Here is a 25,652-nt window from a genome sequence, read left to right as displayed (position 1 = left end):
GCCCGTATGCGCGAGTTGCTCGGCGCAAAAAAAGAAGCCGAGCGCCGCCAGCAAGGCGTACTGGCTCAGACCCGCCGCGCCATGCTCGACCTGCAGCATGAGGCCGAACAAAGGGCCACAGCCCTGGCGCAAGAACTCAAGAAAGCCGAGCAACGCAACAAGCTGACCCGCCTCACCGCCCCGGTGGACGGCACCGTGCAGCAGCTGGCCATCCACACCGACGGCGGCGTGGTCACCGAAGCACAACCCTTGATGGTCATAGTGCCCAGCGACCAGCCGATGGAGGTCGAGGCCATGCTGGAAAACAAAGACATCGGCTTCGTCCGCCCAGGGCAAGAGGTGGAGATCAAGGTCGAGACCTTCACCTTCACCAAATACGGCGTGGTGCACGGCACCGTAGTGAGCATCTCCAACGACGCCATCGAAGACGAAAAGCGCGGCTTGCTCTACAGCACTCGTATCCAGCTAAAAGAAAACAGCATCAAAGTTGGTGGTAAGCAAATCCTGCTATCGGCCGGCATGGCGGTACGGGCGGAAGTGAAGACGGATAAGAGGAAGGTGATTGATTACTTCTTGAGCCCGTTGCAGCAATACCAAGATGAAAGTTTGAGTGAGCGATAGGTCGTAGGTTGGGTTAGCCGCAGGCGTAACCCAACAACAGACACGATAAAACCGTGCAACAGGGAAGCAGGAAGCATCCAGATGAAAGTGCTGTTTATCCACCAGAACTTCCCCGGACAGTTCAAGCATATTGCCCAGCATCTGGCCCAACAGCCGGGTGTCGAGGTATTGGCCATCGGCCGCGATACCGCGCCGGGGCTGCCCGGCGTGCGGCTGTTGCGCTATAAGCCGCATCGTTCAGCCAACGCTGGCACCCACCCCTATGTGCGCACCTTTGAAGACGCCGTGCTGCATGGCCAGGAAGTCTTGCGTCTGCTGCTAGGCCTCAAGCGCAAAGGCTACCGACCCGATGTGATAGTCGCGCATCCCGGCTGGGGCGAGACGCTGTATGCCAAAGAGGCGTTCCCGGATACCAGGCTGATTCACTTTTGCGAGTTCTACTACCACTCGCACGGGGCCGATGCGAACTTCGATCCGGAGTTTCCGCTGGATGTGAATGATGCAGCGCGTATCCGTTCACGCAATGCCTTGCACCTGCTCAACCTGGAAAACTGCGATCAGGCCATCACCCCCACCCATTGGCAGCACAGCCTGCATCCAGCGGCGTACCGGGACAAAATCCAGGTCATTCACGAAGGCATCGACACCGCCGCGCTAGGGCCCGACCCACAGGCTACTTTGCAACTGCCCAATGGCACGGTACTGCGCGCCGGGATGCCCATAGTCACCTACGTGGCCCGCAATCTGGAGCCGTATCGCGGCTTTCACAGCTTTATGCGCGCCTTGCCGCAGTTGCTCAAACAGCACCCGACTTGCCAGGTAGTGATAGTCGGTGGCGATGGTGTCAGTTACGGCAGCCAGCCCAAAGATGCGCCCAACTGGCGCACTAAGTTGCTGGCAGAAAGCCCGCTGGATTTAAACCGCGTGCACTTTCTCGGCAAGGTGCCCTATGCAACTTACAAGAAAGTGCTGCAAGTCTCGGCGGCGCATGTCTACCTGACCTATCCCTTCGTGTTGTCCTGGTCGTTGCTGGAGGCCATGGCCAGTGGTTGCCTGATTATTGGCTCGGATACTGCGCCGGTACGCGAGGTGATTCAGCATGGGCACAATGGTTTGCTGGTGGATTTCTTTGATTCCGCCAAGTTGAGTGAGACGTTAATCACCGCACTGAATACTAAATCGGATTTTAGTGCTTGCACGCAAAACGCTTGGCGCAGCGCTCAGCAGTTTTCGCTGAGCCAAGGATTAAATAATTATCAGCAATTGATTATGGGCGGCAGCTTTGGCGGGCGGGTGAAACCTGCGCCAGCTGTTGAAGATTTTGATTTGTCGTGCGCGCAGCAAGCACGATATAGCTGAGCTGATTTTGTTGCCGCAGATGAGAATTTAATTATATGGAGAGGAATGTGTACATGATGTGCTGCTGGAATATAACGTTATCTCGCTGCGCTGCAGATGGTCCAGTTCGGCCGCCGGAGTATAAGCATAAATATAGTTACTTGATTGAGGGGTGGGTATGACGATTTTTGGATTGACGCTGGAGCAGTGGGCCAATTTCAAGTTCTATATTGGTTTGGCCAAGCCATTATTGCTGTTTGTGTATTTGCCAATTGTGCTGGCTGGGCTGTTGTTTTTGGTGACGCGTAGATTGCCTTGGCACAAGAAGGCGCCCGCCCTGTTGGCTTACCTAATCATTGCCTACGCCGTGCCATTGGGTGACGTGACGGTTAACTCGATAAATATGGCAAAAATGTGCGGAAAGGTTGGCTTGCATGTTAATCGAGCGGTTGAGGTGGATGGGTATTTTGCTCGCGGAACACCTGCAGTAGATCTGCGGAAATATAAATATTCTTTCGTTGAGTTTAGTCAGCCAGGGATACCAGTGACTCATTTGGAGAGAATTAATGGTGAGATAGTTAAAAGTCGGATATCTGAGCCTGCAGCGGAATGGGAAAACATCGTTCTTGCCTTTGATCAGCGAGATATCGCTAATGGGGTCTCAGTTTCACAGCATGAGGTTATTAGAAGCAGAAAATCAGGTGAAATACTTGCAGAAGAAATTTCATATGCGGCCTGGAGTGGTTGGCTTGATAGAAAAATAGCTGCGCTAATCGATAACTCTATTGGGTCCTGCTATTCAAGGCCGTTTATGTACGAGTCTATTGATAAAATTTTAATTCCAAAGGATCTGGATAAATGAATATTCAAGCAATATATGATTACGCCAAGCTGGCAACTTTCTCTTATGTTGATCTGAGTGCAAGTTCCAATCCTGAAAATATCAAGGAGATTGTTGGTGTTGCGGCAACAAAGAACAATCCAGGTGCTACAGAACGTATTCCGACCGCTCTCGGCAGTCAAATGTTTGATCCTGACACTGATGCAGACATCACCGGCCGCTGGTCCCTTCTCGACCCCTATTACCTGTCGCATCCTGAAACGGGTCATAGCGCCGCCAGCGGTTTCGCCGGGATGCTGCTGGAGAATGCCACTTACGGCAAGGTACTGGCCATTGCCGGAACAGAGCCGAGTGGGCCAGGACAGACAGATGCTGATCTCCTTGAGGCGGATGTCCACGAAATCGGGTTATGGGGTATCGCATTTAAGCAGGTGGTTGACCTGTTCAACTATGTCCAAGAGCTGCGCGCGCCACTGGGGCAGTCGGTGCTGCATCTAACTGTGAAGGAAGGCCCCGACAGCGGCGGCGCCGATTCGGTGAGATTGAGCCTACCTCCCCATCCAAGCAGTCTCTGGCTGGAATCTGACATGAGAGGTACGGGGCGTGGCTTGATCAGCCCAGGCGAGAAACTGACTGTCACCGGCCACAGTCTAGGCGGGCATCTCGCGGCGGTGGCGGTGGCGCTGTTCCCGGATCTGTTTACCGAGGCTTACACCTTCAATGCGCCGGGCTTCAATCCGCCCACCAGTCTCCTGGCTTTCAAAGACGGTGGCGCCGACCAATTTCTGGCCTTGCTGCAGCCTTATGGTGCGCAACCGATTCCAGTCGAGAGCATCGCGCCACGGGTGCACACCCTCGAGGCCGAGGATCTGCTCAGCGGCGATGACTATGACGAAATTTCCGGCGATGTCACCGGGCAACCGTTTAGCCAGGAGCACTATATATCCACCGAAAATGTCAGCCATGACGTCGGCCATATGATGGACAGCCTGGCGGTACAAGCCTTTATGGCGCGGCTCAATCCGTCGCTGAGCGACCTGGATACAGGGGCGATGCTGGATGCGTTGTCATGTCCGGCGGACGCGGTGCTGGAAACCGCCGTCGAGAAGTTGTACATCCAGCTGGTAGGCAGTGCTATCACACTGTCGCGCACGACCGCTGATATGTTGGCCGCAGGTAATTTCAGCATCCGCAGTCAGCTGTTTGATCGGCTGATTGAAATGCAAAACCAACTGCCTCATTTGCCGCAAGCGCATTTATACAGCTTGGTGAGCCTGTCGCCCGATGCGATCAAGTCATTGGCTGAGGACGCCGGCCCGAATGGTCTCGGTTATCGCTATGCGCTTGAGCAGCTAAACCCATTCGCCGTGACCGGTGGCCACTTACCGGACGATGCAGTAAGTCGGCTGGCTTTGTATGACCCTCAAACAGGCACTGGGCAAGTCACCCAGCAATGGCTCACCGACCGCGCAGGAATGTTGTCGCACTTAATCGAAAGGGGGTTTCTTGATAATGATCAGGTGCTGACAGATTTTGCCGCCAAGGATGGCTTCGAATACCGAGATTTCGCTTCTGATCAAGAGGTATTGGTTCTTCCCGATCCTTTGGTGGCATTTCAGCCACTGGTTCATCGCGTGTATTTCGGTGGCGATGCGGTGGATACGCTCGAAGGCCAAATTGGCAACGACCGCCTCTACGGCATGGGTGGCAACGATAACCTCAGTGGTTTGGCCGGCAACGACTATCTCGAAGGCGGTACCGGCAACGACAACCTCGACGGCGGTGCAGACAGCGACACCCTGCTCGGCATGTCCGGCAACGACATCCTGATCGGCGGTAAAGGCAACGACATCCTCAACGGCGGCATTGGTAACGACCGTTATGAGTTCGTCACCGGCGACGGCTTTGACATTATTAAAGATGCCGCCGGACTCGACAGTCTTTGGATTAATGGCGTCCAGTACACTGCCGCCAAACAAATGGTTCAAGGTGCCGAGGGGTGGATAAGTACAGATGAGAAAGTAAAATTTATACGCTCCGGTAATGACTTGCTGGTGTCGTATGGCGATAACGACAGCGTGCTGATTGAAAACTATAAAACTGGCGCCTTTGGCTTGACGTTTACGCAAAATAATAGCCTTCCATTTTCCGATAAGACTTTTGCTTCAATTATACCTGGGACCGATCAGTCTGATTATTTCAATAAGTCTGACGAAAGAGGAACTCAGGACGATAAAATTCTGGGCTTTGCTGGGATAGATCGACTCTACGGCTTTGCCGGTGATGATTTAATTTATGCCTATAATGCTACAAGCGAAGGCCCGGCTAATCCACCGGCTATTATTGGTGGAATAACCGGCGACTGGCTCGATGGCGGTCTTGGTGATGACGCACTGATAGGTTCTGCCGGCAGCGACTGTTTCTTTGGAGGGAATGGCGCAGATACCGTAGTGGCCGGCGGTGGCGATGATTATATATTTACGGATGCATCCACCCATCATATTCAGCCTGATTTATATGCTGTGCGTTCTTTTGCTGATATCGGAAATGACAAGATTTTAATAACTGAAGTGTCATCGGCCGCTGGTGTTGATCGCGATGACGGCAATGATTTTGTCTTCGCTGGAGCAGGGAATGACGTTGTCGCTACTGGTAATGGCAATGACTATGTCGAAGGCAATTCCGGCATGGATTTTCTATATGGCGATGAGGGTAATGACACTCTAGTCGGCGGTGATGATGGCGATAATTTGGTGGGTGATGGGTTCGATGCTGTATGTGAACTATGGCGCTATGCCCAGCGCCCCGGAGGCTCACATGGCAATGATCTTCTGGTCGGAGGTAATGGTCCCGATCAGCTTTTCGGTAATGGCGGACATGACCAATTGCTTGGCGGTGAAGGGCAAGATTTATTGTTTGGCGATGATAGGTCCACGCCCGCTGAGTTCCACGGTAATGACTGGCTGGATGGCGGCACTCAAAATGACACCCTCTATGGCATGGGCGGTAATGACTCGCTGTACGGCGGCGATGGTGCGGACGGCTTAGAGGGGGATTATCTCGCCCTGGATGGTCGCTGGCATGGCGCAGACTTGCTAGATGGCGGCGCGGGTAATGACAGCCTTTATGGTCAGGGCGGCAGCGATAGCTTGTTTGGCGGTGCCGGGGATGACTATTTACAGGCTGACAACGATGCCTTGAGCGCAGCCTATCAGGGTAATGATTACTTGGATGGTGGTGCGGACAATGACACCTTATGGGGCGGTGCGGGGGTGGATACGTTGCTGGGCGGGAGCGGCGCGGACTCCCTAAGTGGTGAGAACGGAGCCGACAGCCTGAGCGGCCAAGATGGCGCGGACACACTATGGGGTGGCGCTGGCAACGATACGTTACTGGGTGGCAGCGCAGCGGACTATCTGGACGCAGGGGACGACGCCGACACTCTTAGCGGCGAAGATGGTGCGGACACGCTGTGGGGGGGCGCGGGCCACGATACGCTTAGCGGCGGAGCGGGCGATGACTTTTTGCAGGGTGGGGACGGGGATGATCGTTACTACTTTGTGGGCAATGCTGGTAACGACGTACTGACGGATGCTCAAGGCCAGAACACGGTGGTGTTTGGCGCTGGCATCAGTCGTGATTCACTGAGCTTTAGGCGGACATCGGCATCGGATGGCACCTCTTATCTGGCCGTCCATTATGCTGGCGGTCATCTTTATATTCGCGGCGGCTTAACCGGTTCTATCTCGAGTTTTGAATTCGCCGATGGTAGCCGCATGACGAGCAGCGAGGTGCATCGCGCCGTTGGCGGACTGACTCTATTTGCGTCTGATGCTGGTGGGCCGCTGTCTGGCAGTGATGGCGCCGACGCATTGGTCGGTGGGCTTGGCGCGGATGCCATCGTAGGTTTCGCCGATAACGATAAGCTGTCTGGCGCCGTCGGAAATGACTCGCTAGATGGCGGTGCCGGTGACGATACGTTGCTCGGCGGGGTTGGCAGTGATCTGCTGCTTGGCGGGGATGGGAATGATGACCTGAACGGTGGCCTTGAGGATGATCTTTTAGAGGCCGGCGCTGGCAATGATGTGCTTGGGGGTGGCGCCGGCAATGATGTTCTACGTGGAGGTCTGGGTGATGATCGCCTCGGCGGCGGGGCAGGTAACGATACGCTGGAGGGCGGTAACGGCGCGGACAGCTATTTATTTGAGGACGAGCTGGGTCAAGACCTTATTCGAGACGTTCAGGGCGAGCGTTCTGTTTTGCGCCTTACGGACACCTTTGCTAACGCTGACTTGTTGGGGCGGCGTGATGGCGATGATTTACTGATTGAGCATAAAGATGGCAGTCATAGCGTAAAAATCGAGGGTTATTACACCGCAGGTTTAAACTGGCGAGTTGTCGATGGGGCCGGGGTAGAACAGGTCATGGACTCGTTCCTTGCTGATTTGTTGGCCAACCCGGGAAAGGATATTGGCTTCTGGGAGCGCACATTCGAGCGACAGGTCAAGCGTGATACCGGTGATAAGTGGCTTCGTGATGGGGCTACGCTGGGAAATGACGGTCTTTATCATTTTTATGAAAGTAGTAATCCCCGTAATGGTAATACAGGTAGTTCGTGGGAGTACGATCGCGCCTATAGTATTCAGTTTAAAAATGAATCGATTCCATCTTCAGATGCAAGTAATGGCCTTAGTATTTATAATTACGGAAGTTTTGTCTGGGGTGGTGCCCGGATCGCAACAGATGAGACTTCGACGTCGCGTAGTGAAACATCTTCAAAGCAGACACTTAGCGGTTCGTCCAGCGGGGCGCCGATGTCGTTTTCTGGTGGCAATGACAACTCATCTTTTTACTCCATGGATGAATATAATCGAATGTCTGCTGCATTCGGTCGCGCGGGCAATGACTCGCCGGAATATATGTCATACATGTATTCTAGTGTTGATTATTCGCTCCTTAATACTGTGCTTGTTTGGGGGAGTGTGAGCGGTGATCTATCCGGCAGCGGGTTTTCATCTACCGGCAGAACCCATACCAAAACTTACGTTAATACTGTTGTTCAACACAAGGTGACATCCTCTGGCGAGCAAGGTGGCAGTTACTATATTGTAGATGGCAATATATTTCATGGCGGCAGTGGAGATGATCTGGTTAGGGGGGAGGGTGATTGGTCGGATTTAGGTATTTTTGTAGATGGTGGCATGGGTGATGATACTGTCGCCGGTAGTAGTGCGGGCGATATAATCGTCGGCGGACAAGGTAATGATCTTTTGAGTGGCGGCACTGGCAAGGATACTTATGTATTTATGCTTGGAGATGGTGTCGATATAGTTAATGATATTCCGCTGCCAGAGCATGCAGTTTCCGACGGTGTTTATGGGTATGCGACTGTCAATGATAGCGCCTTTAGAGATGAAATTGTTTTGCCTGAGGGTGTCGCACTAAGTGCTATTCAGCTTGCCTGGGGGAGCACTCAAGCCGAAGTGAATACCGCGAATCCCGAGTGGTTTTCGGCGGATACTGAAAATAACTATCACACCTTTAGGCCTTATTTCTCCGGAGACATAGATGCCGTCGCTAACCGTTCGGATAGAGCCTGCGTAACACTCGATATTTCGTGGGGTACCGAGCAGATGATTCGTGTCGTCATGCCCGCGCAAGGTAGCACCGCTGGGTTTGGTGTTGAGCTTTATCGCTTTTCCGATGGCTCTCTCTTAACCCTAGAGCAATTGCTGGCTCACGCAGGATTGGAGGCGATGCCGGATATCTCTCACGTCGGCCAGCTGTTGTACGCCGGTAGGGATACTGATTCTCAAGGACACCTTTTATTACCGCTGCAAGGCATGCACGGAAATGACACCCTCATGGGAAGCGAAGTGGATGACTTTCTGTTAGGTGGCGCCGGGGATGACCTCCTCTCTGGCGAGGCCGGGGCAGACACTTTGGTAGGCGGTCTCGGTGATGACACTTATGATGTTGATGATGCCGCAGATGTGGTCATTGATAAGAATGACGAAGGAAGTGATGCCGTCCGTTCATCTGTAAGCTACAGCCTCAGTGTTAATACTGAAAGGCTTCAGTTGCTTGGCGATGCCGCTATTAATGGCACAGGCAACGCCGGAGATAATACGTTGTTCGGCAACGAGGCTAACAATAGCCTGGCCGGAGGTGCCGGTAATGACTATTTGTATGGCGCTGGCGGTAACGACACCCTGAATGGTGGTAAGGGCGTGGATCATATGGACGGCGGCGTCGGTAATGATATTTATGTCGTTGACAACGAGGGCGATGATATTGATGAGCAGCTTGGCGGCGGTATTGATACCGTAAAGAGCTATATCAGCTACAGCTTAGTGGGGCATACGGAAAAACTCATACTGCTAGGTACTGCGGCCATCAATGCTACCGGCAACGGCGAAAACAACAGCCTATATGGCAACGTTGCAGCCAACATCCTGACGGGCAACGCCGGGGATGATGTGCTGGATGGCAAGGCCGGCGCCGATACCTTAATCGGCGGTCTGGGTAACGACACCTATGTGGTGGATAACACCGGCGATCTGGTTGCTGAGAGTGCAGTCGAAGGCACCGATACGGTGAAAGCGTCGGTGAGCTACAGCCTGACGGCCAATGTCGAGAAACTGACTCTGATCGACACGGCTGAGATCAACGCCACAGGCAATGAACTGGCCAACACTCTGAAGGGTAACGTCGCGGCCAACATCCTCAGCGGTGGTTTGGGTAGCGACAGTCTGTACGGTGGACTTGGCAACGATACTTATCTGTTTGCTCGCGGCGATGGAAAAGACAAAATCACTGAGAATGATGCGGTTGTTGGCAATCACGACACGCTGACTTTCTCGGGCGTCAATCACGACCAGCTGTGGTTCCGTTCGGTTGGCAACAACCTTGAGATCAGTGTGATTGGTACTGGCGACAAGGTCAGTGTCAGCAACTGGAACCTGGGTGCGGATAATCACGTTGAGCAGATTCTTGCCAGCGATGGCTTGGCCTTGAACGATGCGCAAGTGGCTAACTTGGTTAACGCTATGGCAGCCTTTGCACCGCCGGCTGCGGGGCAAGCCAACCTGCCATCCAACTACCATGCGGCGCTGGACAGTGTGATCGCCGCCAACTGGCAGTAAGTAGCGCGGATAACAATGAGGCCCATCAATTGATGGGCCTCATTCGTTTACCAGATTGCTGCCGGTGGAAACCTGCCCGGGCGTACAGCCCGTATACACTCCACACCCCATTCGCGTAGGCGTTGTGAGCGTTGAATCGACTTCATTCCCAGCAGCAGTTCGGCGATTCGCCTGCTTTGTAGCTCAATACTAATTATCAACAGCACGTTATGTAGGCTGCTCACGACGCTCTCTGCTGTTCGTTGATTGCCCTGCACTATCGCTTCCCGCAGCAACCAGGTCAGGCATGCCAAAACATCTAGGCTGGCCCGCCGCTCAAGCATCTCGAGTAAGCATTGAGTAACAGGTCCGCGCTTCGAATAACTAGTTACCCCCGAAGGCTTTACTCCGAAAATAATGCGTTGCACTTCAGGCTCTAGGCGGCGAAGAAACGTCTCTTCGCGGGTCTTTTTAGGTGCTGTTTTTTTAGCACATCCCAGAGCGGATAATTAAGTTCGTGAGCCACTGCCGGCAATGACACCAAGGATGACACAGCTCGCCTTGATCCCAACCCGGCAGGAAATGTAGCGCAGCCAAGCACGGCCTCAGGTGGCGAGCGCTTGCCAATCATGGTACTAATTCGGTGTTGTTTTGGCTCGGCGGGATCGTGACCTCCTCACCGGCATTTTGGGGAGATACAGCAAACGAGGGACGATTGCCGGAATCGTCAGAAACCTAGGCCCGGGTTTCCCAAGTCAGCACTGCTTTGGCCCTGAGCGATGGGGCGTCTTGACCGGGATGATTCTCAAGATTGCCAGCGTATAGGGACTGTTGCCCGACGACAGTAGGTAGGGGTTCGCTCCATCCCCGAAGCACCTGAACCGCTTGTTCATGCGCTGGACGAGCCAGTCGGCTGATGACAAAAGATAACATTCAAGCTGGCAGCGCCACGCATATTCGCAACGCAGAGAACCTGTTAAAACCTGTTATTCAGGCTGCTATCGCTGAGGGCCGGCAACGGGTATCCAAAGCAGCGGTATCCACGCAGGTATCCAACCAAAGTAGTCATTGCGCACTGACAAGTAACGGGTACGCATAGACGCGGTACGCAGTGAGGTACGCACGGAAAGCGCAGTTACAGAGCACAGGCAGTCAAAGCCAGGTGATTAACACGGCGATGGTTAACAGGGCGGTTAACACGGCTAGCGCCTCAGTCGCCGTCATGGTTGCAGCGCAAAGGCAGCGCAGCAGACGGGTTCTGAAAACCTCATAAAACCTCACATTCAGACTGACCGCGCCGCGCATATCAGCCAGCGGGATGCTGTTAAATGCTGTTATTCAGGCCGTGTCATTAGCATTCGCTGTCGAGAGCAAGCCTGAGTTTTTACAGAGATACATGCGCGAGCGAGGGCCGGTCAAATTGACCGAGCCTTGTGGCGGGTTTGGTGCTACCGGGAGGGGGAGGCGAAAATTAGACGCTCAAGGTGTGCCCGGGCGCCGGGGGAGCCTTTTTTACGCGTCTCCAAAATAACGGGGTTGGGCTGGGCTTTTAGCAGCTGGGATTGTCGGCAGTAGGGCGGCTGCAAGGGGGGTACTTTCGAGAAGTGGCACCTGAAGTGGCCTTGAAATACCCAAGAAACAAAAAAGGCCCATCGCGAGATGGGCCTAAGTTGTTGTTTCGTATGGTGCCGGCACCAAGAGTCGAACTCGGGACCTACTGATTACAAGTCAGTTGCTCTACCAACTGAGCTATACCGGCATTTGTGGGGCGCAAGTATAGCGATTTGCTTGCCTGAGTAAACCGTTTTTTACATTTACGTTATGTGCGCGGGTTTTGCCCGAAAACGTTATGCACAAAATCCATGGCGCTTGAATGGGCTGGTTAGGGTTTTGTGATGGTTTTCACGTCAATCTGCAAGATGCTGTTTTTATTGGTTTTTTTATTTGATCGAAAAACACCCAGCGCAGCGGCGGCCTTTATTTTCAGGGCTTTGCGGCTGTTGTGCAGAATTCATCAACACAGTTATCCACAGATTATGTGGGTAAGTTATTTTCGCTCGGCCAGTAGCAGCAGGTTTCTCGGTGAGAGCTGCGGGGGGCAGAAGGTGCCGAGGCTGACGTGGTAATCCTGGGCCTGTAGATACAGGGCGCGGTCGAGCAGTAGCCAGAGCTCGAGCGGGCGGCGAAACAGGCCGCGAATCAGTTCGAGGTTGCGCACCTGGGCCAGTCGCTGCCAGCCGAGGGCTTCCAGTGCGGCCCAGTCGCGGGCGGCGGGTTCGGGCAAGCCTTTGAGTGCGGCCAGGTCGCGGCAATAGTCGGTGAAGCTTTTGTCCAGCCAGGCTGCGGGCAGTGATGGAGTGGGCAGGTACTGGTCGAGCCCGCTTAGCTCGCGTTGCAGCTGATCGAACGCCAGGCGCCGGGCCATCGAGCTGTCGCGTTGACGACGGACGCGGGCGCCGGCGGTGACGGTTTCACTCAGCGGCAGGCCGAGGTCTTCTTTGCTCAGTTGCAGCGCCGAGGCCTGCGCTGCAGTGGAGAGCGGTTGATAGCTGTCGGCACTGATGCGGTTGTAGCAGCAGGGGGCGACTGCCAGTTGTTGGCAGCCGGCGCTGCTGGCCAGTTGCAGCAGACGCACATGCAAGTCACCGCAGGCATGCAGGGCGACCGGCGTGTGCTCGGCGCGCAAGTAGGAGGCAGCGCCGCTGGCGAATACGTCCTGCAGGTGGTGCTCGGCGGTTAGGCCGGCGCGCAGGCTGAGCTGTTGCCCAGCCGCCACTAATGCCGGGTCGTATTCCAGGCAGCTCAGGGCGCTGCCGTCCTGGGCCAGCAGGCGGCCGAGATGACCTTTGCCGGCGCACCAGTCGAGCCAGTGTTGTGGCGGCTGCTGGAACTGCAGGCAATCGGCAAAGGCCGCAATCTGTTGCCATTTGCGCCCTGGTACGCCGACGCTCAGCCGTGGGTTGGGCGCCGGGCGCTGAGTGCCGGGCAAGGCGCCGACCGCGCCGAGGGCGACGGCTTGCGCGGCAATTGCGGAGAAGGGCGCTGGGGCGGCGAGCAATTCGGGATGGTTATGGGCCGCTTCGGCCTCGGCTAACGAGCGGCTGCGCAGCCAAGCGGATAGCTCCGGGTGTTGGCTTTCCCACGGCAGTTGCCGCTGGGTGAAGGGCTTGGGCCGCCAGAGGTGTTGATGGTTGCGTAAGAAGCAGTCGAGTGCTTGGAAGCGCTGCAGCAGTGCGGGACCGCTGAGGGGGCTAGCTTGCATAAAGGCCTTGCTGAGCGGGCGGCTAACGGGGGAGGCCAGCAGATGCAAGGCCTCCGGATTGCGCCTGCGGCTTATCTGGGCTACGAACCCGACAAGCGCGGCGCTATTGAGCGTTAGGTTAGCGCCCTTGGCAGGCGTCTACCCGTAGCCAGCGTTCCAGCAGCTTGAAGCCGCGCACCATCAGGTAGGCGATCAGCAGGTAGAACATGCCGGCGGCGAAGAATATCTCAACCGGCAGGTAGGTGCGGGCGATGATGGTCCGCGACATGCCGGTCAGCTCCAGCAGCGTGATGGTGCTGGCCAGGGCGCTGGCCTTGAGCATCAGAATCACTTCGTTGCTGTACGCCGGCAGGCCGATGCGGGTGGCGCGCGGCAGGGTGATGAAAAACAGCGTCTGGGTTTTTGACATGCCCAGTGCGCGCGCCGCTTCCAGCTCGCCGGCCGGAATGGCCTGAATCGCGCCGCGCAGAATCTCGGCGATATAGGCGGCGGTGTGCAGGGTCATGGTGATGGTGGCGCACCAGAACGGGTCGCGCAGAATCGGCCACAGCGGCCCTTGGCGCACGGCATCGAACTGGGCCAAGCCGTAGTAGACCAGGAACAGTTGCACCAGAAGCGGCGTGCCGCGAAAGAAAAACATATAGCCGTAGGGCAGAGCGCGGATGTACCAGTGCCGTGAGGCGCGCGCGATTCCAATTGGGATGGCCAGAATCAACCCGGCCAGCACCGCAATCGCCACCAACTCTAAGCTCAATACCGCGCCGTCAAACAGGCGCGGCAGGTATTTGATAATAATGTCCCAGTTCATCAGGCGCTCCGTCGGATGCCGCGGCCAGCGCGTTTTTCAAGGAAATACATGGCGGTCATGGCCAGCACGGTAAGGCTGAGATAAATCAGCGCGGCGATCATGAAGAAGTTGAACGGCTGCTTGCTGACGCTGACGGCGATCTGCGAGCGACGCATGATTTCTTCCAGGCCGATAACGGACACCAGTGCGGTGTCTTTCATCAAAATCATAAACAAGTTGCCCAGCCCCGGCAGGGCGATGCGCCACATCTGCGGCAAGATGACCCGCCAGAAGATCCGTATTTTCGACAAGCCCAAGGCTTGCCCAGCCTCACGTTGGCCGCGCGGAATGGACAGGATGGCGCCACGAAAGACTTCCGTGGCGTAGGCGCCAAAACACAGGCCGAGGGCAATGGTGCCGGCGGCAAACGCGCTGAGGGCCAAGTCGTCGAGACCGATAATCTCGCCGAAGCTGCGCATCAGGTTGACGGTGCCAAAGTAAATCAGCAGTACCCAGAGCAACTCCGGGATGCCGCGCACTATGGTCGAATAGGTGCCGCCAAGCCATTGCAGCCACTTGTGCGGAGAGGTTTTAGCCAGTGCGCCGAGCAAGCCGAGCACCAAGCCCAGCGCGAGCGCGGCGAGCGCCAGCTTGATGGTCATCAGCGTGCCAGCGGCGAGCTGTGGGCCGAAGCCGTAGAGGTCAAAGGTCATCAGAGGTTACTACGTGGAGCCGGCGCAGCCGTGTGGGCTGCGCCGGTCAGGCATCAATAGATGCTGAACGGGAAGTACTTGGCGTTGATTTTCTGGTACGTGCCGTCGTCAACGATGGCCTTCAGGGCGGTGTTCAGCTTGCCTTGCAGAGGGTCGCCTTTACGCACTGCGATACCAATTTTGTCGTTGTCGAAGACTGGATCGCCTTTGAATTCGAAGCCTTTGCCGGCTTCGCTCTTGAGCCATTCCCAGTTGACGAACTTGTCGGCCAACACACCGTCGACGCGGCCGGAGCTGAGGTCGAGGTAGGCGTTTTCCTGGGTGTCGTAGAGTTTGATTTCAACGATGCCAGCCATGTTGTCTTCCAGCCAGGTGCCGGCGATGGTCGCGCGCTGGGCACCGATGACTTTGCCTTTGAGGCTGGCTTTGTCGACTTTAAAGTCGCCGCTTTTTGGCGCAATAAATTGCAGCTTGTTGGTGTAGTAGGCGTCGGTGAAATCGACGGCTTGTTTGCGCTCGTCGGTGATCGACATGGAGGCGACGATAGCGTCAAATTTTTTCGCGTTCAGGGCCGGGATGATGCCGTCCCAGTCGGAGGTGACCACTTCGCACTCGGCCTTCATTTGCGCGCACATGGCCATGGCGATGTCCACATCGAAGCCGCCGGGCTTGCCGCTGGCGTCGATCAGGTTAAACGGTGGGTAGGCGCCTTCGGTGCCGATCTTGATTTTTTCGGCGGCCATGGCGCTGCTGCCAAATGCCAGAGTAGCGGCAGCGGCGAGCAAGATTTTTTTGTAGTTTTGCATGCGTTGTTGCTCCGTTAGTGATTGCTGGACATGAACTGTTTACAGCGCGCCGAACTCGGGTTGTTGAATACTTCCTCGGGAGTGCCTTGCTCTTCAACCAGCCCTTGGTGGAGAAACACCACCTCGCTGGAAACCTGCCGGGCAAAGTTCATCTCGTGGGTAACCAGCAACATGGTGCGACCTTCGTCGGCGAGCGCGCGAATAACACTAAGCACTTCTTGGACCATCTCTGGATCGAGAGCCGAAGTCGGCTCATCGAACAGTATCACTTTCGGCTGCATGGCCAGGGTGCGGGCGATGGCGGCGCGTTGTTGTTGGCCGCCAGACAATTGCCCGGGGTAGACGTGGCGCTTGTCGGCGATGCCGACTTTGGCCAACAAGGCTTCGGCCACTTCGGTGGCCTCGGCCCGGCTTTGCCCCAAAACGCGGCGCGGCGCCTCGATGATATTGTCGAGCACGCTCATGTGCGGCCACAGATTAAAGCTCTGAAACACGAAGCCGATTTGGCTGCGCAGCCGATTGATTTGTTTGTTGTCGGCGGCGACCAGGTCGCCATTTCTCGACGCTTTGAGTTTGAGCTCTTCGCCGGCGACCAGAATTTGCCCTTGATGGGGATTCTCGAGCAGGTTGATGCAGCGCAAGAAGGTCGATTTGCCGGAGCCGGAGGAGCCGAGAATCGAGATGACATCGCCGTCGCGGGCGGTCAGCGAGATGCCTTTAAGCACCTCTAGGTCGCCGTAGCGCTTGTGCAGGTTGCGAATTTCTAGCGCGGGCGTGGCCTCGGCCATGGGGTGTCCTCTTCTTATTCGGATGCGCTCAGGCTGGGCTTGATGAGCATCCTTGCGCGGCGTCAAACTAGCATAGCGGTTCTTGACCCGCCAAGCGGCTAGCAGCGCTAAGTGCTGGCCGTGTGGCGGTTTGTCGCATCGTCAAAGCTGGCTGTCGCGCCAAGACAAAATGCCGGGGTGGTTAGGCAGATTGCAGGCGCAAACGTGACGACTGAACGCGCTAAACCAGATTCACTGAGGGCGCTTGGCTTTAGGTTGGCTCAGGTGTTGCTACGTGCTGTAGGCTCAGCAACCTGTGCGGTATGGATGGATAAAAGTAATGCCCTCGCTCGTTGGTAAATTCAGCTGTTACCGGCATCGGCACCCGTTGCTGTGCCTGTTGTTGGGCGCGTTAATGCTGGCAAGTCTGCTGCTTAGCCTGGGTGCGAGCGCCGCAATGGCGCGGCCGACGTCGATCACTGTGGTGATGGACGACAATTACCCACCGTTTGTTTTTCGCGATGGCAAGGGCCAGGTGCAGGGCATTCTCAAGGACAGTTGGGAGCTGTGGTCGGCGCATACCGGGATTGCCGTTAATTTGCAGGCGATGGATTGGGGCAAAGCCAAGCAGTTGATGGAGAGTGGCCAGGCCGATGTCATCGACACTATCTTTGAGACCGAACCGCGCAAGCTGATTTATGCCTTCTCGGCGCCGTACGCGAGCATCGAGGTGCCGATTCTTTTTCATAAGAGTCTTGGCGGTATCACCGATGCCGACTCCTTGCGCGGCTTTAGCGTTGGCGTCAAAGACGGCGATGCCTGCATCGACACCCTGCAAGCCCATGGGGTTGAACACCTCAAGCGTTATCCCAGCTATGAGTCGATGGTATTGGCCGCCAGCCAGGGTGAGGCGCTGATTCTGTGCATCGACAAACCGCCGGCGATCTACTTCAGCAACAAGTTGGGCATGGCCAGTCAGTTTCGCTTTTCCGAACCCCTGTATGTCGGGGAGTTTCATCGGGCCGTGCGCAAGGGCAATGAGGCCTTGTTGAGCCTGGTTGAGCCTGGTTGAGCAGGGCTTTGCGCAGATTCCGGCGGCCGAACTGCAGGCCATTGAGCAAAAGTGGCTGGGCAGCACTGTGCCGAATACCGACAGCGCGGCGTTGCGGGTGCGCAATGCGGTCTATGGGCTGGCCGCGCTGGTAGTGTTGGCGCTGTTGCTGGTGATCTGGAACCGCATGTTGCGCCGGCGCGTGGCGATCAGAACCCGGGAATTAAATTCCGCTCTGGCGGCGCTGACCGTCGCCAATCAACTGGCTGAGCGGTCGCGCGATCATCTGGCCGCCACCCTGGAGGCTATTCCCGATTTGATGTTTGAGCTGGATGCCGCCGGGCGCTATTGGGATTATCGCCTCCGGCGCCTCGATCTCTTGGTGGCGCCGCCGGAGCAGTTAATCGGGCATACCGTCCATGAGATGATGCCAGCACCAGCCGCACAGGTAGTGATGGATGCGCTGGCCGCGGCAGCCGAGCACGGCTCTTCACAGGGTGCGCAATTGTGCCTGCCACTCAAGCAGGGTGACTGTTGGTTTGAGTTGTCGGTGGCGCGCAAAAATACGCTTGAGGGCGAAGGCCTGCGTTTCATTGTGCTGTCGCGCGATATTACCGAGCGCAAGCGGGCCGAAGCCGAGATTGAACACCTGGCCTTCTTCGATGCGCTCACCGGGCTGCCGAACCGCCGCTTGCTGCTCGATCGTCTGCAGCATGCGCTGGAGGCCAGTGCCCGGCATGGCGCACACGGCGCCTTGCTGTTTATCGATTTGGATAACTTCAAGGTGCTCAATGACTCCAAGGGGCATGTTGCCGGCGACCTGCTGTTGCAGGAGGTGGCGCAGCGTTTGCGCGCCGCGGTGCGCGGTGAAGACAGCGTGGCGCGCCTGGGTGGTGATGAGTTCGTGTTGATGCTGCAAGGCTTGGCCAAAGATGGCGTGAGTGCCGTCGCCCAGGTGGCGGTGGTTGGCGAGCAGGTGCTGCGTTGTCTCAGTCAGGCGTATTTGCTCGACGGTTATGAGTATCACTGCACCGCCAGCATTGGCGTCAGCTTGTTTAGTGGCAAGCTGCAGGATGTCGGTGAGTTACTTAAGTGCGCCGATGCCGCCATGTATTCGGCCAAGAATAGTGGGCGCAACGCCTTGGTATTTTTCGACCCAGAGATGCAAGCCGCGCTGGAGGCGCGTACCCAGCTTGCGGGTGAGTTACGCGCGGCGTTGCCCCAGGGGCAATTGCAGTTGTATTACCAGGCGCAAATCAACCATGCGGGCTGTATGGTCGGTGCCGAAACCCTGCTGCGTTGGCAGCATCCGCAGCACGGCATGGTCTCGCCGGCGCAGTTTATTCCGCTTGCCGAAGACAACGGGCTGATTTTGCCCATCGGCCAGTGGGTGCTCGAGCACGCCTGTGGACAACTTAAAGCTTGGCAAACTCATCCGCTGGCCAGCGTCTTGCCATTGTCGGTGAATGTCAGTGCCCGGCAGTTCCGCCAGGCCGACTTTGTTGACTTGGTGCGCAGCGCCCTGCACAGCAGCGGGGTCGATCCGAGCAAGCTTAAGCTGGAGCTGACCGAGAGCCTGGTGCTCGATAACGTCGAGGCAGTGATCGCCAAGATGCACGCGCTCAGGGCCTTGGGGGTGCGTTTCTCGATGGACGATTTTGGCACCGGTTACTCGTCGCTGTCTTACCTCAAGCGTTTGCCGCTCGATCAACTGAAGATTGACCAGTCCTTTGTGCGCGACATAGTCACCGACCCCGGCGATGCGGTGATTGTTAAAACCATCATCGGCATGGCCCATAACCTCGGCCTCGAGGTGATTGCCGAAGGCGTCGAAACCGAGGCGCAGCGCAGCTTGCTGCTCGATTATGACTGCCGGGTGTTTCAGGGGTATCTGTTTAGCCGCCCGCTGCCGTTAGCCGAATTCGAGGCGTTGCTGCAGAGCCTGGACGCTGCGCAGCCTTGAGCTAGATTCAAGGCTGTGTCTGCGTTACGTATTGATACTGGCAAACTTGCAGGCTGTCCGGGGTTGTGCATTTGTAGGTTGGGTTAGCGGCGGTTGGCGTGGTTTGAGCAGCGAAACGGTTCAAGCCGCCGCGTAACCCAACATCGAGTCTATGGTCCCCAACTCTGCAGGCGTTTGAAACTGTTTGGTGGGTTACGCGGCGCACTGCCTGCGAGCAGAGTTTTTGAGTCTGCGTGGCGCCGCTAACCCACCCTACAAAATCGCACTTCGCCCCATCACGGGTACATGGCCAAATTTAACGGCCAGCCGTTCGCGGTCATGGTTCCGCCACCGTGGTGCAGCTTCCCAAGGAGGCGTTAATGCACGTCTTGCAGCACTCATCCCGGCGTATGCGCGTGGCGCTTTGGCTGGCATTTGTGGCGGTGACGTTGCTGTTGCCCTGGTGGCAGGTGTGGACGCCAACGCAGTTGTGGAGCAACAGTTTCAGCGATTGGTTAATTGCCCAGCGCGCGGCCGGGCAAACGCCTGATCCGCGCCTGGTGGTGATTGATATCGATGATGCCAGCTTGCAGGCACTGGCCGGCGAGGCCGGTAAATGGCCATGGCCGCGTTCACTGCATGCCGAGTTGCTGGAGCATCTGCTGGCGCAACAGGCGCAGGCGGTGGTTTTCGATATTTTATTCAGCGAGGCCGACCGCTTTCGCCCGGATGCCGACGCCTATTTTGCCGAGGTATTGGCTGGCACCGAGCGCGTCTATCTGGCCGTCCTCGAGCAGCAGCCGGTTGATCCAGGGCGCGCGCCCTTGCTGCGCAGTTATCCAAGCCAAAGCGGACTGCAGGCGCCGGCGGGCGCCGATCCCGAGCAGCGCGGTTTGCTGCTGTTGCCCCAGGCCGTGCCGGTGCGTAGCTGGAAGACCGGCACCATCAATTTCACTGCCGATAGTGATGGCGTCGGTCGCCGTTATGACCTCTACCGGCGTCTGGGTGACTGGCGCATGCCGTCGCTGCCGGCGCGCTTGGCGCAAGATTTGGGCGTGCAGCTGCCGGCGGCGGATAGCTTTATGCTCGACTGGCAGAGCGCCGAGCGGCTGGCCTACGTGCGCATCCCTTTCGCCGAGGCGCTGGCCCAGGCGCGGGGCGAAGCGGGACGGCTGCCGGCGGATTACTTCAAGGGTAAGTTGGTGGTGATTGGCACTACCGCCGCCGGCCTCTATGACCTGCGCCGCACGCCGTTGGATGAGCTGTACCCGGCGGTATTTATCCTCGCCACCGCCATCGACAACCTGCTCAATGGCGAACAGTTGCAGCTGGCCCCGGCTTGGCTGATCAGCGTGCTGGGGCTGGCATTATTGTTAGTGCTGCAATGGCTGCTGCTGCGCGAGCGACTGTTGGCGGCGAGCCTGCTGACCCTCGGACTGAGCCTGGGTCTGTGTGGCGCCGCCTATCTGCTGGCGCGCCAGGGCTTGTTGCTGGCGGTGCTGCCGGCGCTGCTGAGTGTGTGGCTGTTACTGGCCTTGGCGCTGGTATTGGCCTACCAGCGCCGGCGTCAGCAATTGAGCAGCACCATCAGCTTGTTCAGCCGCTTTCTCGACCCTCAGGTGGTGGCGCAGTTAGTCGCGCGCGAAGACCCGCAGGCGCTGCTGGCCAGTCGTGAGTGCCAGTTGACGGTGTTGTTTTCCGATATCCGCAACTTCACCACGCTGTCTGAGCGTCACAGCGCCCAGGAGGTGATGCAGATTTTGGAAAACTACTTTGCCGGTCAGGTCGGTGTGCTGTTCAAGCACCATGCGACCCTGGATAAGTTTATCGGTGACGCCATCATGGCTTTCTGGGGCGCGCCTCAGGACAACCTCAACCAGGCGGTGGACGCGGTCAATGCGGCGCTGGAGATGCTGGAAAACCTCGAACGCTACCGGCTCGAATTCAATCATCCCGATTTTGATATCGGCATCGGCCTGCACACCGGTCGTGCGGTCGTCGGCATGGTCGGCGCCAGTCAGCGCTATGACTACACTGCCATTGGCGACACGGTAAATCTTGCCAGTCGCATCGAAGGGCTGACCAAAGGGCGCGCCCGTTTGCTGGTGTCGGCAGCCACCAGGCAGGCCTGCGGCGAGCGTTTTGCGTTCATTGCCCATGGCGATTTTCAGGTCAAGGGCCGCGCTGAGGCGGTGACTTTATTTGAACCACGGAGGAAAAACTAATGGTTAACAGGCCGTTGAAAAATGTAGGCGAGGCAGCCGAGACAAGGCAAAAACAGGCGAAAAAGCGGAGTTTACGTGCTGTAAATGAGCATTTTGAGCCTGTTTTTAACGCCGTATCGGCAACGCAGGTAGTTTTTCAATGGCCTGTTAAGTTGTTGTGCGCCACTGCGCTACTCATCAGTTGCTGGCTGAGCAGTGCGCTGGCGCTGGCCGACATGGGCAGCGCCATTACGGTCGAGGCCACGGCCTTGCGGGCCAGCGCCAGTAACGGCGCGGCGAGCTTGCAAGAGCTGGCCGCCGACACCCGGTTACGCATTCTTAAGCGTCAAGGCGGCTGGTATCAGGTGCAAACCACCAGCGGCCAACAGGGTTGGCTGGCGCTGTTAACGGTGCGCTTCGACAAGTCGGCCGGGGCCAAGAGCGGCAATATTTCCGAGCTGCTGCAAGGCAGTACGGCAGTGCAGCCGGCCAGCAGTGTCGCCACCGGGGTGCGCGGGGTTACCGAGGACCAATTGGAGGCTGCAGCGGGGGCTAGCAGTGCGCAGTTGCAAGCGCTGGAGCGCTATGCGGTAACCCCGAGCAGGGCGCGGGCCTTCGCTCAATCTGGCGGCTTGCGTAGCCAGACGATTGCTTATCCAGCTGATGCCAAGTGACGCGGAGTGAATGTCATGCCTAAATTGTTTTCTCGCTACGGGTTGTCGTTACTGCTGCCGTTGGCGCTGGGCGCCTGCCAGAACATGGATGCCCTCAAGGGCGTGAATATTCAGGGCGTCGATCTCGGTCGGCTGGTCAGTGCCGGGCAAAATATCGGTGACATGGGCGCCAAGAGTGAAGATGAAGAACTGCTGATCGGCGCAAAAACCGCCAGCCTGCTGCTTGAGCAAGCGCCGCTGGTGAATGATCCGGCCGTGCAGGCTTACGTTAACCTGGTCGGCGGCTGGGTGGCGCAAAACAGCGAGCGACCAGAGCTGGTTTGGCATTTTGCCGTGCTCAACAATCGAGCGGTCGGCGCCTATGCCGCTCCTGGTGGCTATGTGTTTATTACCAGCGGCATGCTTGCGCAGCTGAACAGCGAGGCCGAGTTGGCCGGGGTGCTGGCTCATGAGGTGGCGCATGTGGTGCGCAAACATCACCTGCAGGCGATTCAGCAGCACGCCGGCGTTGGCTTGCTGAGTAACCTCTCGGCACTGGCCGTGCAGGCCCATCAAGCGAAGTCGGGTAGCCCCGCCGTTGGCGATGCGCAGACCAATGAAAAATTTGAACGGCTGGTGACCAATGTCTACACCCGTGGCCTGGACCGTGGCGACGAATACGAGGCTGACGCCATGGGCGCGGTGCTGGCGACTCGCGCCGGCTATGACTCCTACGGGCTGGCTACGGTGCTGCAAGGCTTGGCCAGCATGAAACAAGACGACGCCAGCCTGCTGACCTTTCTCAAGGTACACCCCAATATCGGCGACCGTTTAAGCCAATTGCAGCCGACCTATGAGTACCTGGATCGCCTCGATGCCAGAGGCAGCCAACTCACCCTGGATGATCGCTATCGGCAAACCGTCTCGGAGCGCAATTGAGGTGCTGGCGCGGCGGGTGGCTAGGTAAGGGCTCGCCTTGATACTTGTGTTGTCTGCTGCGGCCAATCGCGGATAAATCCGCTCCTACAGGGGGGGCAGCGAGGGCTTGCACGTAGCCTGAGGTATAGGGGTTGTGTAGGAGCGGCTTTTTGTAACCAAGGGCACCGCGAAGCAAGCGCGAGTGCGCCGGTAACCCTGCGGCAGTTTGGCGGATTGGTGGGCTCCTCGCTCCTCCTGATGTCTGCGCTTTTCTAAGCGCCGGCTAGTGGCGGTGCTTTTCGCCCGGCTCGAAATCGCACACATGCCGGTTGTACTGCGGCACGTTGCTGTCTCTGGGTGCGGACGCGGCTAGGGGGGGGGTGGCCGGATTGAGGTAGCAACGCGAGTCAATAAACACTTTGACCAGATCGCCATCGAGCAGCCCGCTTTTCACCTCGGCTTGCAAAATATTCAGCGCCTGCTCGGTCGGCACCGCCACTTTATAGGGGCGGTCGGCGGCGGTCAGCGCATCGTAGATATCGCAAACGGTCATGATCTTCGAGCCATAGGGGATCGCATCGCCAGTCAGGCCTTTGGGGTAGCCGCTGCCATCGAGTTTTTCATGGTGCGCGGCGGCAATTTCCGGGATGCGCCGCAGCGCCGCCGTCCAGGGGATCAGCTGCAAAAACTCACGGGTGTGGACCACATGGCGCTCGATTTCGCCACGCTCTTGCTCGGTCAAACTGCCACGGCGTATCGCCAGTGCGCAGAACTCGTTGTCCGATAGCAGGCCAATCAACTGATTGTCGTGGCTCCTCACCAGCTCGCTCTGAATCACCTGCAGGTGCTGAAAATCGCCCTCAGTCAGCACGCTGGGCTCGTTGGCTTGGAGAATGTCGGCCAGGTAACTGTCCAGGCGCGCGCACTCCAGCGCTAACTCGGTGTCCCACTGCAGGCGCTGCTCGTCGCTCAGGCCACCGAAGTGCTGGTAGGCGTGCAGCATGCGTTTGAGGCATTGGTTGTGCAGGCCCTCTTTGGCCAGTGCCACGCGGTAGCGCAGGTTGTCGATCACCGGCGCCGGCAGTTTCTTCGCCTTGGTCAGCACGTGCTCGCGCACCCCGACCTTGCCAAAGTCGTGCAGCAGTGCGGCGTAGCGCAGTTCGCGCAAACCTTCGTCATTCAGCGCCTGGTTGCGGATGTGCGCCAGCGGTGCTTGCGGCAGTTGTTGGGCGAGGGCGATACAGAGGTCGGCAACCCGAAAGGAATGGCCGCTGGAGGTGGGGTCGCGTTGCTCAATGGCAAACACCGAGGCCTGTACGAAGCCATCAAACAGCTGGCTGATCTCATCGAGCAGTTGACGATTTTCAATCGCCACCGCCGCTTGGCTGGCCAGTGCACGCAGTGCGACGGCGAGGCTTTCATCGAACGCGATCAGCTCGCCGGCGCCGGGCAGCTCGGCGTCGCGCTGGCAGTTAATAAACTCCAGCACGCCAACCACTTCGTGGCGATGATTGAGCATCGGGATCGCCAGCAGCGACATGGTCCGATAGCCCATTTGCATGTCGAACGAGCGGTTAAAACGATAGGCCGCCTCGGCCGGGATGGCGTAAGCGTCGGCGATATTCAGCTCGGTGCTGGTCAGCGCCACGTAGCCGGCAATCGAGGCCTTGGTCAGCGGCATGCGCTGCTCTTGAAAATCTGTCGCCATCGAACTGTTCTGCGTGAGCTTGAACACCAGCAACGGTTGCTCGGCGGTTTTTTTATCGACCAAAAACAGCGAGGCCGCATCGCTGTTCGACAGCCTGCGGCCTTCGGCGAGAATCTTGTTCAGCAGACAATCCAGGTCATTTTCCGCTGAGAGCGCCAAGCCGACATCGACCAGCTTTTGCAGGTCACCATCTTTGCGCTGCAAGGCATTGCTCAGCTGTCGGGTTTTGCGCTGCAACTGCGCTTGCTCGGCGGCAAAGCCAAACAGCGCCAGCAGTTCGGCTTCGCAGGCGGCGGTGGGCAGCGGCAAGACCCCGGCCGGCGGGTCAAAACCCACCAGCGCGACGTCACAGGCTTGCCACTCAGGCAGCGGCTGGCAGGCTAATAAGTGCCGGTCGAGCAGCAGCACGTCGAGGCTGTTGGGCGTGATCTCGCTAGCTTCGCTGATGCTGGTCAGCGCCGCACCTTCGCGATGCAAGCGAGCGTACAGATCGGTCGCGGCAAACAACGGGCTGTGCCCGACGCGGTAGCTGACGTTCATCACTATTTCCCTAACCGGCGCAACTGAGCGTTGCCTGCTCGCTTGAGTATTGCAGTACAAACCACTGCCTTCCATGTGCGCTGGTCGGGTGGCAGTGAAGGTATCGGCGGGGGAGTTGGACGGTTTGTGTTGCCTTCAACAGTGCTTCGAGGGCGACCCGTGCAGTGGATTTTGCGTGTACACGCCGGCCTTCTAAATGCACAGCCTGCGGGCTTAGAGCACAGCCGCGTGCATGAGCGGCCCTCGCCCGCTTGCCGCCGCTGTCACCCTGGCGTATGCGGCGCCTAAGCCGACTTAGTCACGCCGATAATGGCGACGATCCGCCCCGACCATTGAGGATGCTCATGCGCCGGTGTGGGCATCCTCAATGGTCGGGA

Annotated in this window: 15 protein-coding genes and 1 tRNA gene; 9 read left to right on the top strand and 7 right to left on the bottom strand. The window is 57.5% G+C overall.

Annotated elements, in window-relative coordinates:
• From Q8R10_RS05290 to Q8R10_RS05275, 4 genes are all read left to right on the top strand, one after another.
• Positions 1–621, top strand: a 621-nt coding sequence (locus Q8R10_RS05290; protein WP_305651693.1) for an HlyD family type I secretion periplasmic adaptor subunit, incomplete at its 5' end; no start/stop codon positions are given.
• A gap of 81 nt (positions 622–702) precedes the next feature.
• Positions 703–1,980: a glycosyltransferase family 4 protein gene (locus tag Q8R10_RS05285; RefSeq protein ID WP_305651691.1), complete on the top strand. Its 1,278-nt coding sequence runs from the start codon at positions 703–705 to the stop codon at positions 1,978–1,980.
• A 157-nt stretch (positions 1,981–2,137) separates the two neighbouring features.
• Positions 2,138–2,821: a hypothetical protein gene (locus Q8R10_RS05280; RefSeq protein ID WP_305651689.1), complete on the top strand. Its 684-nt coding sequence runs from the start codon at positions 2,138–2,140 to the stop codon at positions 2,819–2,821.
• Positions 2,818–9,945 (top strand): calcium-binding protein, encoded by a 7,128-nt coding sequence (locus tag Q8R10_RS05275; protein WP_305651688.1) that lies wholly within the window; start codon positions 2,818–2,820, stop codon positions 9,943–9,945. The genes Q8R10_RS05280 and Q8R10_RS05275 overlap by 4 nt, the downstream gene beginning before the upstream one ends.
• A 1,662-nt stretch (positions 9,946–11,607) precedes the next feature.
• Here Q8R10_RS05275 and Q8R10_RS05270 read toward each other — a convergent pair.
• From Q8R10_RS05270 to Q8R10_RS05245, 6 genes are all read right to left on the bottom strand, one after another.
• A tRNA-Thr gene (locus Q8R10_RS05270) sits at positions 11,608–11,683 on the bottom strand.
• A 288-nt stretch (positions 11,684–11,971) separates the two neighbouring features.
• Positions 11,972–13,186, bottom strand: coding sequence for a methyltransferase (locus Q8R10_RS05265; protein WP_305651686.1), 1,215 nt, complete (start codon positions 13,184–13,186; stop codon positions 11,972–11,974).
• Between the two features lie 118 nt (positions 13,187–13,304).
• Positions 13,305–13,994, bottom strand: coding sequence for an ABC transporter permease (locus Q8R10_RS05260; RefSeq protein ID WP_305651684.1), 690 nt, complete (start codon positions 13,992–13,994; stop codon positions 13,305–13,307).
• The gene (locus Q8R10_RS05255) at positions 13,994–14,686 is read right to left on the bottom strand and encodes an ABC transporter permease (protein ID WP_305651682.1); all 693 of its coding nucleotides are present in this window, start codon (positions 14,684–14,686) and stop codon (positions 13,994–13,996) included. Before Q8R10_RS05255 ends, Q8R10_RS05260 begins: the two co-directional genes overlap by 1 nt.
• A gap of 53 nt (positions 14,687–14,739) precedes the next feature.
• A complete protein-coding gene (locus Q8R10_RS05250; RefSeq protein WP_305651680.1) occupies positions 14,740–15,492 on the bottom strand; it encodes an ABC transporter substrate-binding protein in 753 nt (250 codons plus the stop codon).
• Between the two features lie 14 nt (positions 15,493–15,506).
• A complete protein-coding gene (locus tag Q8R10_RS05245) occupies positions 15,507–16,280 on the bottom strand; it encodes an ABC transporter ATP-binding protein (RefSeq protein WP_305651678.1) in 774 nt (257 codons plus the stop codon).
• Positions 16,281–16,599: 319 nt separating this feature from the next.
• Here Q8R10_RS05245 and Q8R10_RS05240 point away from each other — a divergent pair, with 319 nt between their 5' ends.
• The 5 genes from Q8R10_RS05240 (at position 16,600) to Q8R10_RS05220 (ending at position 23,048) form a co-directional block, all read left to right on the top strand.
• Positions 16,600–17,331 (top strand): transporter substrate-binding domain-containing protein, encoded by a 732-nt coding sequence (locus tag Q8R10_RS05240; protein WP_305651676.1) that lies wholly within the window; start codon positions 16,600–16,602, stop codon positions 17,329–17,331.
• Positions 17,318–19,273 carry a bifunctional diguanylate cyclase/phosphodiesterase gene (locus tag Q8R10_RS05235; protein WP_305651675.1) on the top strand — a complete coding sequence of 652 codons (1,956 nt, stop codon included), beginning with the start codon at positions 17,318–17,320 and terminating at the stop codon, positions 19,271–19,273. Before Q8R10_RS05240 ends, Q8R10_RS05235 begins: the two co-directional genes overlap by 14 nt.
• Positions 19,274–19,632: 359 nt before the next feature.
• Entirely contained in the window at positions 19,633–21,477 is a 1,845-nt protein-coding gene (locus Q8R10_RS05230; protein WP_305651673.1) for an adenylate/guanylate cyclase domain-containing protein, read from the top strand.
• Between the two features lie 152 nt (positions 21,478–21,629).
• Positions 21,630–22,130, top strand: coding sequence for an SH3 domain-containing protein (locus Q8R10_RS05225; RefSeq protein WP_305651671.1), 501 nt, complete (start codon positions 21,630–21,632; stop codon positions 22,128–22,130).
• A 15-nt stretch (positions 22,131–22,145) separates the two neighbouring features.
• On the top strand, positions 22,146–23,048 hold the full coding sequence (locus tag Q8R10_RS05220) for a M48 family metalloprotease (RefSeq protein ID WP_305651669.1): 903 nt from the start codon (positions 22,146–22,148) through the stop codon (positions 23,046–23,048).
• Positions 23,049–23,310: 262 nt separating this feature from the next.
• On the opposite strand, the gene Q8R10_RS05215 is transcribed toward Q8R10_RS05220, so the two are convergent.
• Positions 23,311–25,275 (bottom strand): HD domain-containing phosphohydrolase, encoded by a 1,965-nt coding sequence (locus Q8R10_RS05215; protein WP_305651667.1) that lies wholly within the window; start codon positions 25,273–25,275, stop codon positions 23,311–23,313.
• Positions 25,276–25,652 lie beyond the last annotated feature (377 nt).

The organism is Pseudomonas sp. (genome assembly GCF_030698175.1).
Lineage (GTDB): Bacteria > Pseudomonadota > Gammaproteobacteria > Pseudomonadales > Pseudomonadaceae > Aquipseudomonas.
This window is presented reverse-complemented; position numbering and strand designations above follow the sequence as displayed.